12 protein-coding genes and 1 tRNA gene are annotated in these 14,575 nt (G+C 56.8%); 4 read left to right on the forward strand and 9 right to left on the reverse strand.

Annotated features, from left to right (window positions below; genetic code table 11):
* Positions 1–83: 83 nt before the first annotated feature.
* The gene (locus tag FO268_RS14300) at positions 84–1,328 is read right to left on the reverse strand and encodes a DNA repair protein (protein WP_150993997.1); all 1,245 of its coding nucleotides are present in this window, start codon (positions 1,326–1,328) and stop codon (positions 84–86) included.
* Positions 1,329–1,549: 221 nt separating this feature from the next.
* Positions 1,550–3,616, reverse strand: a complete 2,067-nt coding sequence (locus FO268_RS14305; RefSeq protein WP_150993998.1) for an NADPH-dependent 2,4-dienoyl-CoA reductase — start codon at positions 3,614–3,616, stop codon at positions 1,550–1,552.
* A 133-nt stretch (positions 3,617–3,749) separates the two neighbouring features.
* On the opposite strand from FO268_RS14305, the gene FO268_RS14310 reads away from it, so the two are divergent.
* Entirely contained in the window at positions 3,750–4,808 is a 1,059-nt protein-coding gene (locus FO268_RS14310) for an AraC family transcriptional regulator (protein ID WP_150993999.1), read from the forward strand.
* Positions 4,809–5,018: 210 nt separating this feature from the next.
* On the opposite strand, the gene FO268_RS14315 is transcribed toward FO268_RS14310, so the two are convergent.
* Positions 5,019–5,095 (reverse strand) — tRNA-Asp (locus tag FO268_RS14315).
* Between the two features lie 125 nt (positions 5,096–5,220).
* Positions 5,221–6,252: an AraC family transcriptional regulator gene (locus tag FO268_RS14320; protein WP_150994000.1), complete on the reverse strand. Its 1,032-nt coding sequence runs from the start codon at positions 6,250–6,252 to the stop codon at positions 5,221–5,223.
* Positions 6,253–6,414: 162 nt separating this feature from the next.
* On the opposite strand from FO268_RS14320, the gene FO268_RS14325 reads away from it, so the two are divergent.
* The gene (locus FO268_RS14325) at positions 6,415–7,290 is read left to right on the forward strand and encodes a MaoC family dehydratase (RefSeq protein ID WP_150994001.1); all 876 of its coding nucleotides are present in this window, start codon (positions 6,415–6,417) and stop codon (positions 7,288–7,290) included.
* A gap of 4 nt (positions 7,291–7,294) precedes the next feature.
* Here FO268_RS14325 and FO268_RS14330 read toward each other — a convergent pair whose 3' ends face one another.
* Genes FO268_RS14330 through FO268_RS14340 form a run of 3 tightly spaced genes read right to left on the reverse strand, consistent with a single transcriptional unit; the run spans position 7,295 to position 12,003 of the window.
* Positions 7,295–8,884: an ATP-binding response regulator gene (locus FO268_RS14330; RefSeq protein ID WP_150994002.1), complete on the reverse strand. Its 1,590-nt coding sequence runs from the start codon at positions 8,882–8,884 to the stop codon at positions 7,295–7,297.
* 45 nt (positions 8,885–8,929) lie between these two features.
* Positions 8,930–9,556, reverse strand: a complete 627-nt coding sequence (fixJ, locus tag FO268_RS14335; RefSeq protein WP_150994003.1) for a response regulator FixJ — start codon at positions 9,554–9,556, stop codon at positions 8,930–8,932.
* A 38-nt stretch (positions 9,557–9,594) separates the two neighbouring features.
* A complete protein-coding gene (locus tag FO268_RS14340) occupies positions 9,595–12,003 on the reverse strand; it encodes a Lon protease family protein (protein WP_150994004.1) in 2,409 nt (802 codons plus the stop codon).
* 167 nt (positions 12,004–12,170) lie between these two features.
* Here FO268_RS14340 and FO268_RS14345 point away from each other — a divergent pair, with 167 nt between their 5' ends.
* Complete coding sequence (locus tag FO268_RS14345) at positions 12,171–12,455, forward strand: hypothetical protein (protein WP_150994005.1); 285 nt, start codon at positions 12,171–12,173, stop codon at positions 12,453–12,455.
* 178 nt (positions 12,456–12,633) lie between these two features.
* The gene (locus FO268_RS14350; protein ID WP_150994006.1) at positions 12,634–13,011 is read left to right on the forward strand and encodes a PilZ domain-containing protein; all 378 of its coding nucleotides are present in this window, start codon (positions 12,634–12,636) and stop codon (positions 13,009–13,011) included.
* A gap of 7 nt (positions 13,012–13,018) precedes the next feature.
* On the opposite strand, the gene FO268_RS14355 is transcribed toward FO268_RS14350, so the two are convergent.
* Together FO268_RS14355 and recA are read right to left on the reverse strand one after the other, a co-directional pair.
* Positions 13,019–13,486, reverse strand: coding sequence for a flavodoxin family protein (locus tag FO268_RS14355; protein WP_150994007.1), 468 nt, complete (start codon positions 13,484–13,486; stop codon positions 13,019–13,021).
* Positions 13,487–13,521: 35 nt separating this feature from the next.
* On the reverse strand, positions 13,522–14,568 hold the full coding sequence (recA, locus tag FO268_RS14360; RefSeq protein ID WP_150994008.1) for a recombinase RecA: 1,047 nt from the start codon (positions 14,566–14,568) through the stop codon (positions 13,522–13,524).
* Between the last annotated feature and the right edge of the window lie 7 nt (positions 14,569–14,575).

Below are 14,575 nucleotides of genomic sequence, written 5' to 3' on the forward strand. Positions count from 1 at the left end.
GCACGTCTGGAAGACCATAGTAACGAAATACGGCCGGATTCTGAAAAAAGATCCCGCTCAGGGCAGAGCTACAACATTAATTCTCACTCGGAGGGCTGGTGCTTTTCGCAGCGGTCATCGATTCCCGCCCGGAAGTCGGCGGGCTGGCTCACACGCATGACCGGTTCGTTACAGGCGGTTCCGTCATCGTTCTGATGGTGACAGACAGGTTTCTCGTAATGCTCCAGCCACTCTCGGTAGGCGGGCTCATTGAGACCACAACGTTCTGCGGCATAAGCAACCGGGTTACGGAAATAGGTTTCAATATCATCGTACGGCAGGGTTATGTGGCCAACACCGGGATGATACGCCACGAGAAAAACCGACTGGCTTTGTAAATGCTCCATCACCGAGTTTTCGGCCGGCGCCTGGTTACGCAGCTCGTAGTTTTCCTGATCGAGAGCCACGATTTTCTCATCCCGGAGTTCCAGCTCCCGCTGCCTGCGCTCCAGTTGCTCCCGCAACAACACAACCTCTGCGTCGGTCGTGGCATCTTCGCGCTGCTTTTGCTCATCGCCGCCAGCGATCTGCTCCTGCATCGTCAGATACTGTTCGTTGCGCTCAGCAAGGCGCTTTTTCAATTGCTCGTTACTCAGTTTCTGGCGCTCGAATTTCTGCTGGAGCTCAGCCATTTCATTACGCAATGCCTGCATTTCGTGACGGTTTTCCCGCTGAATGTCAGACAGGGCATCGCGGTGAACACTCTGCAGGGTTTTGATCCGCAGCCGCTGCTCACGGATCACCCGCGCGAGGCGCACGCGATCCGCGGAGGATTCGAGGTCGTCAGGGCTGCGGGCTTCGTCACCAAGAACCGGAATATTCTCCTCCGGCGCGGGCTCCACTTTCCGCAGTTTCAGGCTGTTGGCCTCCAGGGCGCGGCGGATAGCCTGAAAATGGTTACTCCCCGGCGTCATATCCGGGTCCCATAGCTCTTCGGCGTTAGCCGACTTCGGGCACTGGCTGCGACATACCAGACGAATCGGGCCGGCCCCCATATCGGGGCCCTTGGCGCCCTTTTTCGCAAGCTTCTCCACCGGCAGGTTCCAGTGGCTGTCGGCCCGGCCCTCTTCATCAAAATAGATACGGAAAAACACCAGTGAGCGCACCAGTAGGTCTGTACCCAGAAGCACGTAAACTGCCCTGACGTCAGTATCTGCCAGGTCTGACAGCCCTACATAGCCATCCAGAAAGGCACCAAACTCCGACGCACGCATCTGCCGTGACACCTTGCTGCCATCCATGAAAAACACCGCCGAATAACCATCGTTTGCCTGGTCGGCAGACCCCATTGCTCACTCCCCGCTCTGCGAAAACCTGACAGCAACACGGTGAACGCCCCCAGAGCGTTCCGTTTTTACCGCCAGACACCAAAAACCGGCCGCGCACGGTCAGTACGGGCCGGTTTCAAACTGACAGACTTCCGGATAATAGTCTAGCGGGTCACTGCCCGCTCGACAGAGGAAAACTGCAACGTTTTGTGATCATGGGGCATGACACACGTTTGGAGCCATCAAAGTTCTGCGGCAAGGCGGCTCCCCTGATCAATGGCGCGCTTGGCATCCAGTTCTGCGGCCACATCGGCCCCACCAATCAGATGGACGGCCACCCCGGCTGCCTCAAGGCCGCCCTGCAACTCACGCAGCGGCTCCTGGCCGGCACAGATCACGATGGTATCCACCGGCAATACGCGATCTTCACCCTGCTCCGCGCCTTTCGGGGTCACGGTGATGTGCAGGCCTTCGTGGTCGATCTTGCGATAACTCACCCCCGGTACCATCTGAACCTGCCGGTTCTTCAGGGAGGTGCGGTGGATCCAGCCAGTCGTCTTGCCCAGATTTTTGCCCACCTTGGAGGTTTTACGCTGCAGCAGATACACCTCACGGGCCGGTTCAGGCACCTCCGGCTCCATGCCCTGGATGCCGCCACGATGCGCAACACTCAGATCCACACCCCATTCCCGCATGAAGTGCTCAGGGTCCAGTGCCGCTGATGTTCCCTTGTGAACGATAAACTCGGAGACGTCGAAACCGATACCGCCGGCACCGATAACAGCCACCTTCTGGCCAACAGGCTTGCGCCCCAGCAAGGCATCCAGGTAGCCGATGACCCTGGGATGCTCCACGCCCTCGATTTCCGGCGTGCGGGGGCTCACACCGGTAGCCAGGACCACGTGGTCAAAACCGCCCGCCTTCAGGTCGTCGACATCCACCCGCGTGTTCAGCCGAACGTCCACTCCGTGCTTGTCCAGCATCACTCGATAATAGCGCAGGGTTTCATAGAACTCTTCCTTACCCGGAATCAGTTTGGCCACATTGAACTGACCACCGACTTCACTGCCGGCATCGAATAGCGTGACCTTATGGCCTCTCTCTGCCGCTACGGAGGCAAACGCCAGCCCTGCAGGGCCGGCGCCCACTACCGCAATGGCTTTGGGTTCCGCGGTTTTCACATAGGCAAGCTCGGTTTCATGGCAGGCACGCGGGTTCACCAGGCAAGACGTCAGCTTGCCACTGAACGTATGGTCCAGGCAGGCCTGGTTGCAACCGATGCAGGTATTGATCTCGTTCGCACGATCTTCCGCAGCTTTAAGCACCAGATCGGGGTCCGCCAGGAAAGGTCGGGCCATGGAGACCATGTCTGCATCACCTTCCGCCAGAATCTTTTCAGCCACGTCTGGCATGTTGATACGGTTGGTGGTTACCAGGGGAATATTGACTTCGTCTTTCAGGCGCGCCGTGACCTTGGTGAATGCGCCCCGGGGCACGGACGTGGCGATGGTCGGTACGCGGGCCTCATGCCAGCCAATACCTGTGTTGATGATCGTCGCGCCAGCCTTTTCAATTTCCTTGGCCAGTTGTACCACTTCGTCCCAGGTACTCCCGTCTTCGATCAGGTCCAGCATCGACAGGCGATAGATCAAGATAAAATTGCTGCCGACACGCTCCCGGACCCGACGAACAATCTCGATGGGCAGGCGGATGCGGTTTTCGTAACTGCCACCCCACTGATCAGTTCGGTGGTTGGTATGGGCAACAATGAACTGGTTGATGAAGTAACCTTCCGAGCCCATGATCTCCACGCCGTCGTAGCCGGCTTTCTGAGCAAGACCGGCACAATTCACGTAATCCTCGATCTGTTTTTCGATACCGGCTTCGTCCAGCTCCCTCGGCTTCAACGGGTTGATGGGTGCCTGAATGGCGGATGGAGCCACCAGTTCCGGATGATAGGCATACCGTCCTGCATGGAGTATCTGCATGCAGATCTTGCCATCGGCTTCGTGCACCGCCCGCGTGATAACCTGATGTTTTTCCGCCTCTTCCTCGCTGCTCATCTTGGCGGCGTGCTGGAAGACAGCCCCTTCAACGTTAGGGGAAATACCGCCGGTCACAATGAGTCCCGCGCCACCACGAGCGCGCTCGGCATAGAAGGCCGCAAGCCGCTCAAAGCCGTTCCTGGCTTCTTCCAGGCCGGTGTGCATCGAGCCCATCAGGGTACGATTGCGAAGACGGGTGAACCCGAGGTCCAGTGGTTCCAGCAGATTGGGGTAGCGCTTAACACCTGGTGTTGACGCAGTCATGGTCTCTCTCCTCTTATATTTGGCCGGCGGTGCCGAATCATGGGCTCTAAAGTAGCCCTCTGACTTGCAGCGAACAATATCCCTGGAGCACAATCTGATATCCTTGGACAACTTGTAAGACAATACTTCCCCTATGCGCCCCACTGCCCGACACAAGAACCCCCTTGGTGACATCAGCGTGCTGTATGTTGCCGTCATGGCTCGAGCCATCCGCGCTGAGGGCTCAGACCCCACAGACCTGCTCCGACGTTTCGGGCTGGATGAACAGGCGCTGAGCGAGCCTGAGGCCCGCATCAGCATCCCACGCTTCATGCGTATGGGCCAGGCAGCGATTGCCCTTACGGGCAATCCCGCATTCGGGCTTACCATGGGGCAACTGTCGAGGCCGGTGGACGCAGGCATGGCCGGGCTGGCCGCCCAATGCGCGCCGACAGCCGGAGAAGCCATCAGTACCCTGGTTTGCTACGCCCTGCTTACCAGCCGCAATAGCCGTGGCGTGCCCTGGACGACGAACAACGGACGAGAAGCACACTTCTACTCGATCAGGCCCTACAACGTGTTCAACTTTTTCGTGGTGGATTCAGTACTCGCGGCATGGGCCCAGTTTCTGCGGACAGTCGTAGGCCACGACAGGGTCATTGAACGGGTGTCCATCGAGTACCCATCCCAGGGCCGTGACGAGGTATTCGAACAATGGTTCGGGTGCCCGGTAAAGTTCGGCGCAGAGGGCAACAGCCTGAGGCTCGCGGCGGGCATACGGGAGGCAGGCTCGCTGCAGGCGCAAGCAGCCATGTATGAGAAACTGGCCGGGGAGTGCCAGCGCGACCTGTTACGAATCCGTAGTGGCTGGAGTACCGGAGATCGCGTGAAGGACCTGCTGCCACCCTTGCTGCAGGGGGACACCCCGAGCCTGGCGACTATTGCAGAAAAGCTCGGCGTCGCACCCTGGACACTGCAGAGACAGCTGGCAGACGAACAGACAGGTTTTCGGGAACTGGTGGACGAAACACGCCGGGAACTGGCGATGGAATACATCCGGGAAACACGGGCATCCCTTTCGGAAATTGCCTGGCTGTTGGGGTTCGCCAATCCCGCGGCGTTTCACAAAGCGTGGCGCCGCTGGTTCGAGACCAGCCCGGGGGAACACAGAAAACACTACCTGGCGGAGCAGGCCAGCAAAGGTATTCGTTAAGCGCTACGACAGCGGTAGCGGTTACAGTTCCGTTGCGTCATCCAGACCATCGTCGTCGTCATATTCTTCAAACTGATAATCCATCAGCTCTTCTTCGTAATCCGACATGATTCATCTCCCTTGCATCAATCAGGGAAACAATAACATGCAACTATTACGTAGAGATGAAGCAGGGATGACAATAAAAAAAGGTAGTACAGGGAGGGAAAATGGCGGAGCGGACGGGACTCGAACCCGCGACCCCCGGCGTGACAGGCCGGTATTCTAACCAGCTGAACTACCGCTCCGCGTGAGCCGCCACCTCGGGTGCAATCAAGGGTGTGATTGCTCGGTGACAACGAGGGCGCATTATAAAGAGGCGGCCCCGCATGTCAACGTTTTTCATGAAAAAAGTTGGTTTTATGGGGTGCCTTCACATGGCATCAACCATGGCGTCCTTTCCCTGGGCGGTTTTGCGGTATTCAATGGGCGTCATTCCGGACCAACGCTTGAACGCCCGGTAAAATGTACTGGGTTCCGAGAAGCCTGTGAGATAGACAATCTCGTCGATGGATTCATCCGTAGTTGCCAGCAACTGGCGCGCAAGCCGGTAGCGGAAATCTGCCAGCACCTGGTTAAAACTGGTTTCAGCTTCTGTCAGGCGGGTACGCAATGTTCGTGGCTTTATGCCCAGGCGCCCGGCCACGGCATCCAGGGTAACCTCTCCACTGTCCAGCAGCTCTGCCACAATGCGTTCCACCTGCCCCACAATGTCCTTCTTCTCCAGGCGGGCAACCTGTTCGCTGGCAAACCGCTCATGGAGGTCCAGCAATTCCGGTTCTGCATGGGGTGAGGCATGGGATAACAGTGAGGCGGGGAAATACAGCCGGTTCTCCTCCGCCCCAAACACGACATCGCACCCCAGCACCTCGCTCACATGAGCTTCGCCATGGTCGCGCTCGTGCTCGAACTCAATCCGGGAAGGATAGAACTGGTCATCAGTAATGGATTTGAAGAAGGTAATCAGGCCCTGGACAAAGCATTCGTTAAAATGCCGGAGGCGGCTGACTTCGTCAGAGGCAGCGTCCAGTACCATGCAGGCCTCGTCTCCCTCGATGAAGAAATCGGTATTGGCCGCATCGCTCAGGAGTCGCTGGTAGTTTTGTGCCCGCCGCAAGCCCTCGCCAAAAGTGGGACTGCTGAGAAACAGGTACTCCAGAACCTGCCCTTTGTACGCCGGCAGAAGCTGCCCCAGGTGAAGGCCAGCGTCCGGATCACCGGAAACATCCTCAACCACCTGCCAGAAATAAAGCTGGGCGCTGTGAGGGGTTCTCAGTTGTTCGGTGTAGACGTACTCTTCATCCACCCCCAGCCGGGCAAAAATAGCATCGGTATCAATCCCTTTGCGTTTCATGGCCTGATAAATCAGGCGCAACATCACACCCGCATCGCGAAGTTCCTGCATGAATGTCCCGCTTTATAGTTGTTTATCAATCGGCTTGACCTACCGGACAACCTTGCCGGCACGCCAGGTCAATGCTCATACTGACCGGGTTTGCCAGACTTAAGTCCAATATTAGAGCATATCAGGCCAGAGCCGCACAGGTGTACCAGGAGAGTTAAGAATATGACAGATACTGCAATCTTTCGTAATCACCCGCCAGGCCTATGGTCGCTTTACAGCAAGGCGCTTCTCCCGAAAGGGAAGCCCTCCGGCACTGACATCAGCATTCCTGGATTATCCGCCAGGCTGATTGGCGTCAATACGGCGAACAGTAATCTGAAGCGCTACCAGGAAGTCTGCGGATTCGGCACACAAACCACTGTGCCTATCACCTGGCCCCATATTCTGGCGTTTCCGCTGCACCTGAAGCTGTTGACGGATACCGCCTTCCCGCTGCCACTGCTGGGCCTGGTGCATCTTCGCAATCACATAACCCAGCATCGCCCGATCGGGGCTGGTGAAAGTGTGGACATTTCTGTGCGACTGGAAGGCCAGAACAATACCCCTAAGGGCCTGGAATTCGACCTGATAACCGAGGTCTGGGCGGCAGGTCGCGTGGTCTGGGAGGAAACCAGCACGAATCTGTTCCGGCAGCCGGCCAAAACCGGTAAAAAATCGGGCGGCAAGCCACCAGAACTGCCCCGCTACCCGGAGTCGACCGAGATCAGTGCCCCGGAATCCATTGGCAGGCAATACGCCAGCGTTTCCGGAGACAGGAATCCTATACACCTGCACGCGCTGACTGCGAAGGCATTCGGTTTTCCCCGCGCCATCGCCCACGGCATGTGGAGCAAGGCCAGGGTATTGGCATTGCTGGAACAACAGAGCGGCTGGCGCCCGGAGGAGGTATCCGTATCCTGCCAGTTCAAAAAGCCGCTATTCCTGCCCGGAACGGCACAGCTCAACTGGCAGACGGGAAAGGCTGGCTGGGACTATCAACTGCTGAATGCATCAGGTGCGGCCCCTCATCTGAGTGGCGAAATTCGCTGGGGCAACTGATGAACTACTGCGCCGGCACCGGGGCATCGGCGTCCGGCGCGCAGGAAGCGCCGTCGGAGCCCGCCACGGGCAAAGTGAAATAGAAACAGGCCCCACCATGCTCCGGGCGCTCGAATCCAATATCACCACCCTGAGCCTGGATCAGGGAGCGGCAGGTAGGCAGGCCTATCCCCATTCCCTCCTCCTTGGTCGTGTAAAACGGAAGGAACAGTTTTTCTTCGGCATCATCCGGCAAACCAACGCCATGGTCGGTCACGGCAACCCTGACGCAGCGGCTGCCAGACATGGCCACTTTCACTTCCACCGGTGCCGAGGAATCAGCACTGCGGGTGGACTCCAGAGCATTACGGATGAGATTCAGCGCCACCTGCTGAACCTGAATGGGATCTGCCAGCACCTCGGGAACATCCTCCGCCACGGAGATTTCAACGCCACCTTCATTATTGCGAATATCCACTTCCGCAAACTGGCGGGTATCTTCAAGCAGAGCAGCGATGGACAGCACGTCCTTTCCTGCTGCCGGCTTCTTCATGAATCGCCGGATCCGTCGTATTACTTCGCTGGCCCGGTGTGACTGGGCTTCAATCTTTTCCAGGGTCTCTTCGAGCAACTTGTGATCCGGCTCTTCCTTCGCCAGCACGCGCCTGGCAACCCGAGCATAGTTGGTAATAGCCGTCAGAGGCTGATTCACCTCGTGGGCCACACCCGCGGCCATCTCCCCCATCGTGGTCAGGCGCGAAAAATGGGCGATCTGCTCACGCTGCTCCTGGACCACATGGCGGGCGTCTTCGAGGGCCTGTTCACTCTCAAGCTCGGTAGTAATATCCCGAAAAACCACGACGGCACCGTGCAGTTCCTCTCCATCGAGTTTGGGGGTGGATCGGTACTCCATGGGAAACGTAGTGCCATCTGCACGCAGCATCTCAATATCGCGCTGGTTTTCCGCAACACCCTGGGTGCAGGTGGCGTATACGGGGAGGGAGTCGCACCCCTGACCGGCCGTGCGGAAATGCAGAGCAAAGAAATTCTGGCCAATCAATTCATCAACGGGACTGCGCATGATCAGGGCAGCTGCAGGATTGGCGAACACGATGACCCCGGTCGCGTCCAGACCGTAAATGCCTTCACTGATGGAGTTCAGTATGCGGGCCTGGTCGTTTTCAAGCTGGCGATTGCGCGCCTGTAGTTCCCGCTCAAGGCGGATTACCCGGGCATGGGTTTTCACCCTGGCAATGACTTCCTGAGCCTGGAAGGGCTTGGAGATATAGTCCGCGCCACCGAGAGAAAAACCACGGACCTTGGCCTGAAGATCGTCAAGAGCGGACAGGAAGACGACAGCACTGTCGGAAGTGACCGGGTCCGCCTTCAAGCGTTCACACACCTGGTAGCCATCCAGCTCCGGCATCATGATATCCAGCAGGATGACCTCCGGCTGGTGACGGTGAGCCAGGTCGAGCGCTTTTTCCCCATCATTGGCAATTAACAGGCGATAACCCTTGTCTTTCAGGGTTTCATAGAGCACTTTCAGGTTCTGCGGATTGTCGTCAACAAGCAGAACTGTTACGTCTGTTGTCTCGGGGACAGCATCTGTCATATAAGTACGGCCGGTTACGATAGTGACTGCATAATGCCGGCCAAATCAGCGCGGGTCGATAAGGTCCTTTACGGACAGAACCATACGGACCAGGTGTGCCAGTGAATGGGTTCCCATCTTGTGCATGACCCGTGAACGGTGTATCTCCACGGTTCGCTGGCTGATTTCAAGCTCGATGGCTATGACCTTGTTGGCCTGCCCTGCAATCATCCGGTCCATGATTTCGTGTTCCCGCGGGGTCAGGCTCTTTACCCGGCGCAGGATTTCCTGTTTCTCACCAAGGGTTTTACGCTGCTCCCGGTCCTGCTCCAGTGCAGCCTCGATTTTCTGCAACAGGGCTTCTTCACGATAGGGCTTCTGGATGAAGTCCACTGCGCCTTCTTTCATGGCATCCACGGCCATCGGCACGTCACCATGCCCGGTCACAAAGATGATGGGCAGTATCGAGTGCTTTTCATTCAGCTTTTTCTGAAGTTCCATGCCGTCCATGCCAGGCATACGAATATCCAGCACAATGCAGCCAGCCATCTTTTCGGAATAATCCTTCAGGAAGGCGTTGGCATTTTCGTAAGTGCTGACGGGCTTGCCATCGGATTTCAGCAGCAACTCCAGCGAGTCGCGTACCGCCTCGTCATCTTCAACTACGTACACTGTTTGCTGGGTATCAGTCATGTGCCTTGTCTCTCCTTTACAATTGCCGCCGATGCACCTTAGTGAATCGACGGATCTTTGTTTTCATCCCGGGCATGCTCCTGGCGCTCGTGTTCACGCATCTTCTCCAGACGTTGCTGGATCATGCCAAAAACGCTCTGTTTGGGATACCTGCCTTTATTGTCTGCCTTGCCCGCCGGCTTACCCAGCAAAAGCGTGATCGCCTCTTCTGCACGGGTCACCGCGTGCACGTGAAACTGGCCGTTGCGTGCAGCCTGAACAACCTCCTGGTCGAGCATCAGGTTCTGCACATTCGTTGCAGGTACGATAACACCCTGTGTTCCGGTCAACTCTCCGGTCAGTTTACAGGTGCTGTAGAAACCTTCGACCTTCTCGTTGACGCCACCAATCGGCTGGACCTCGCCAAACTGGTTGACGGACCCGGTAATCGCCAGGTCCTGGCGCACGGGCAGCCCGGAAAGTGCTGAAACCAACGCGCACAGCTCGGCCAGAGAAGCACTGTCACCATCCACTTCGCCGTAGTTCTGCTCGAACGTCAGGCTCGCCGACAGATGCATGGGGTCATTGACGGCGAAATGGGCAGAAAGCCACGAACTGAGAATCATCACACCCTTGGAGTGAATGTTGCCCCCCAGCTTGACGTCCCGCTCGATATCCATCACCGCACCATCTCCATAATAGCAGGTGGCAGTAATTCTGTTGGACAGACCGAACTCGAAGCCGCCGGTGGAAAGCACTGACAGCGCGTTCACCTGTCCCACGCAGGTACCCGTGGTGGATACCAGGGTGGATCCGTCACGAATGGAATCGTAGAACTGATCCCGGATCCGGCTGCTGCGATAACGGGCACTCTCCAGCGCCTGATCCACATGAGAGTTCTGGATCAGCCGTGCGTTAGCCTGGCGCGCCCAGTAGTCCGACTCGCGCAACAGGTTGGCAATATCCGCGGCATGCAATGACAGGCGATCCTGATGCTCGGCCATGCGTGCGCTGTGTTCAATAATGCGTGCGACCGCCTTGTTGCTGCAGTGAAGAAGCTTCTTTTCATCCACCAGACTGGCGATGAACTTCGCGTACAGCACCTGACTTTCATCCGTACGCATCATCTCGTTCTCAAAATCCGCCGTTACCCGGAACAGCTCCGCGAACTCCGGATCGTGTTCCTGCAGTAACATCCAGGTTTCCCGGTCGCCGAACAGCACAATTTTCACGTCCAGCGGAATTTCTTCAGGCTCCAGTGAGATAGTCCCGGACAGAGTCAGTTCCCGTTCCAGCGAATTGATCTGGATGGTCTTCGAGCGCAGAGCCCGTTTGAGGCCATCCCACACGAACGGCTGTTCCAGAACCTTGATAGCATCCATCAACAGATAGCCACCATTGGCACGGTGAAGGCTGCCGGGGCGAATGAGGGAGAAATCGGTAAACACGGTACCCTTGAAGGTCACGCTTTCCACGTAACCAAACAGATTGTGATACGTGGGGTTATCCTCCACCACTACCGGCACTTCATCGGTTTTCTGGTGGACGAGCACATTCACCAGATACCGCCGGGGCATCTTTTTATCCAGCGACGCATAGGCTATTGCAGCCTGCTCTTCATTGTCTTCCAGAAAGATTTCCAGGCTCTCTGACAAATCCTTGCGCACCGCCTCGAAGTAGGAAACCACGTCCGGCTGGTCCTGGTATTTTTCAACCAGCTCATCGATCTGGTGGCCGGAGATCCCCTCCAGAGTTTCCTCATTAAGCGCCTGCTGGTCCTCGGCGTATTCCTGCTCCCAGTCCGCCAGCTTCCGCAACGCCTGTCTGAGTTTTTTCTCAAGTTTGTTGATCTCGGTTTCGAACTTGTCCCGCTGCGCTTCGGTCAGCGCCTGGAACGACTCGGCGGTATGAGGTTCGTCACCATTCATTGCCACCAGGCGATAGCCGCCCGGGGTTGTGATATTCAGACTGACTTTCTTGCGCCTGGCCTGGGCGGCGACCTTCTCCAGCTCGTCTTCCTGCTTTCGCCCGTAGTCGTTCTTCAGTTTTTCAGCACGCTCCAGGAAACTGTCGCTGTCGAACGTCTGGGGAATCATCTTCATCAGACGCCCCATCAGCTTTTCCATATCCTGCTTCAACTCGGTGCCCTTGCCCGCAGGCAGCCTGAGCATCCTGGGTACGCGAGGCTCCTCAAAGTTGGCGACATAGCACCAGTCGTGGCTCTGATTGTCGGTGTCCACATGGTGCTCAAGGTAGCGCAGCATCATGGTGCGCTTGCCGATCCCGTTGCGCCCCACCGCGTACACGTTGTAACCACCATGGGGCATGGCCAGGGCAAAACGTACCGCCGCCTGGGCCCGATTCTGGCCGACAATTTCTGCCAGGGGCTCAAGTTGACGGGTAGTCTTGAACGGTAAATCTTTTAAAACACAGGCTTTATAAAGCTGGTTCAGGGACAGTGACTTCAAGGTTCGGTCCTGTAACGGTATGAAAGCATTTGGTTATGGGCGGTCATTGTAGAATCTGGGGCCCGCCCTGTCGCGCACAGGCTAAAGTTTTAGCCAAACTTGTCGATAAATTGATCAATCGGGCATAATTATCCACCGCAGAAAGGCACAGACAGGGCACTTACAGAATGGATATTTACCGCAATCAATCGCAACCGCTGACAGTGCTGGAGTCACTGCGCAAGCGCAAACCCTTTACGCTACCTGAACCGCAGCAACCAACCCCGTCTCCGGAAAAGCCACAGGGAGATCGTCGAGTACAACCCGACCGGCGTCGTGCGCAGGTGGCTTTTGAAGGGCCGGACCGCCGCAAGAAACGTTCCAGGCGCAGCCCCCGCCTACTGCACCCGAAGACCGGCCAGGAAGCCCCGGTAGAAGACCGAAGAGGCCGATTGGTCAGTACCCGGGCGTAGAACATCAAGACTGCATGGGCATGGTTTGTTGACACAGGTACCGGCGTTTCGTTTTTGATAACCTGATCACAGTTCTTTGATTGGTCATTTTTCAGTCACTCCTTCGGGAACTAAACTCCATGTCCCGATGGAAAAACGGGCCGATAACAATCACAAGATCAGCAACGGATATCAACCTATGACGAATGATTCCGCAGACCGCAGAATCAAGGACCGCTACCCTGCGATGTGCCTGAAGGTACAGCTGCAGGAACGTGGTTTTTTCGGTCGGGGGAAGAATTCCATCGCGGTCACCTGCATTGATATGAACCGTTACGGCATGGCCGTGCTTTGCCCGAGGCCAGTAGAGGTCGGCACGCGGCTGTATATGGACTTTGATGGCAAGTATATCCGCGAATCCCGCGTGGCCGCTCAGGTAGTCAACTGCCAGCCTTTCCAGACAGGCTATCGGATAAGCCTTCAGTTCAGTTACTGCTTTGAGAAAAGAGGGTATTCAAGAACCGTGGATAATGCCCTTTCACGCATCGAAGGCTTCTATAACCGCTACGCCAGCTGACCCTTTCCTAGAACAAACCCGCATCCAGACTAGCCGCCATATAAAGCCCGAGTTCACGGCACTGTTCCTCGAATTCATCCCGGTACTCACCATGACAGAGCAATGGCTCCTGAACCAGGCGCCAGCGTAGGCCAGTGGTAATGGATTCGATGGCACGATGGGTGCCAGTGCCGTCGAGCCCGGCGCGGATATAAAAGGTGAAAGGCAGCCCCTGGGTTTTTTCCAGGCAGGGATAGTAACTACGGTCAAAGAAATCCTTGAGGGCCCCGCTCATGTAACCGAGGTTTTCAGTGGTGCCGAGGATGATTGCATCACAGGCCAGAACGTCATCCGGGCCGGCTTCCAGTGGCGGAAGGACGGTCACCTCCACATTTTCGATGTCTTCGTGCTTTGCGCCCTGCTCTACCGCTTCCCGCAGTTTGAGGGTATTCGGGGAGGGGGCGTGGGCAACGATCAACAGCTTTTTCGCGTCCATGACACCCCCCCCCTCAGCATCGAAAAAAACAGCGCTTACAGAAGCTCTCCGTTAGCGTCTGCTGTTGCCTCTTCAGCCGCTTCTTTCTTCACCGGCTTGGGCATCAGCTTGTCACGTACAGCAGCTTCGATTTCCTTGGCGATATCAAGGTTCTCTTCCAGGAACTTGCAGGCGTTGGCCTTGCCCTGGCCGATCTTGTCTCCCTTATAAGCGTACCAGGCGCCGGACTTGTCCACGAAGCCTTCCTTCACGCCCATATCGAGCACTTCGGCCATGTGGTAGATGCCCTTGCCGTACATGATCTGGAATTCGGCCTGCCTGAACGGCGGGGAAACCTTGTTCTTGACCACTTTTACGCGGGTTTCGTTACCGACCACTTCGTCGCCGTCTTTCACCGAGCCGATACGACGGATGTCCAGGCGAACGGACGAGTAGAACTTCAGGGCGTTACCACCGGTAGTGGTTTCGGGGCTACCAAACATAACGCCGATTTTCATGCGGATCTGGTTGATGAAGATCAGCAGGCAGTTAGCGTGTTTGATGTTACCGGTCAGTTTGCGCAGGGCCTGGGACATCAGGCGGGCCTGCAGACCTACGTGGCTGTCGCCCATCTCGCCTTCAATTTCGGCTTTCGGCGTCAAGGCCGCAACAGAATCAACAATAATTACGTCCACCGCATTGGAACGAACCAGCATATCGGCGATTTCCAGTGCCTGCTCACCGGTATCCGGCTGGGATACCAGCAAATCGTCCACGTTAACGCCCAGTTTTTCGGCGTAGATGGGATCCAGGGCGTGCTCTGCGTCGATGAAGGCGCAGGTTTTACCGGCTTTCTGGGCTTCGGCAATCACCTGGAGGGTCAGCGTGGTTTTACCGGAGCTTTCGGGGCCATAGATCTCACAGATGCGCCCGTAAGGCAGGCCACCAATGCCCAGAGCGACATCCAGGCCGAGAGAGCCGGTGGACACTGCAGGAATGGCTTCCCGGGGCTGATCGCCCATTTTCATCACGGCACCCTTCCCGAACTGGCGTTCAATCTGGCTAAGCGCTGCGCTCAGTGCTTTGTTGCGGTTGTCTTCCATTGTTACA

Source organism: Marinobacter denitrificans (assembly GCF_008795955.1).
GTDB lineage: Bacteria > Pseudomonadota > Gammaproteobacteria > Pseudomonadales > Oleiphilaceae > Marinobacter > Marinobacter denitrificans.

Coding starts and splice junctions, on each gene's coding strand:
- FO268_RS14320 (WP_150994000.1), bottom strand. CDS start 6,252: ATGCAGGAACTTCGCGATGCGGGTGTGATGTTGCGCCTGATTTATCAG.
- FO268_RS14355 (WP_150994007.1), bottom strand. CDS start 13,486: ATGGACGCGAAAAAGCTGTTGATCGTTGCCCACGCCCCCTCCCCGAAT.
- recA (WP_150994008.1), bottom strand. CDS start 14,568: ATGGAAGACAACCGCAACAAAGCACTGAGCGCAGCGCTTAGCCAGATT.
- FO268_RS14310 (WP_150993999.1), top strand. CDS start 3,750: ATGCGCCCCACTGCCCGACACAAGAACCCCCTTGGTGACATCAGCGTG.
- FO268_RS14300 (WP_150993997.1), bottom strand. CDS start 1,328: ATGGGGTCTGCCGACCAGGCAAACGATGGTTATTCGGCGGTGTTTTTC.
- FO268_RS14305 (WP_150993998.1), bottom strand. CDS start 3,616: ATGACTGCGTCAACACCAGGTGTTAAGCGCTACCCCAATCTGCTGGAA.
- FO268_RS14350 (WP_150994006.1), top strand. CDS start 12,634: ATGACGAATGATTCCGCAGACCGCAGAATCAAGGACCGCTACCCTGCG.
- FO268_RS14345 (WP_150994005.1), top strand. CDS start 12,171: ATGGATATTTACCGCAATCAATCGCAACCGCTGACAGTGCTGGAGTCA.
- fixJ (WP_150994003.1), bottom strand. CDS start 9,556: ATGACTGATACCCAGCAAACAGTGTACGTAGTTGAAGATGACGAGGCG.
- FO268_RS14325 (WP_150994001.1), top strand. CDS start 6,415: ATGACAGATACTGCAATCTTTCGTAATCACCCGCCAGGCCTATGGTCG.
- FO268_RS14330 (WP_150994002.1), bottom strand. CDS start 8,884: ATGACAGATGCTGTCCCCGAGACAACAGACGTAACAGTTCTGCTTGTT.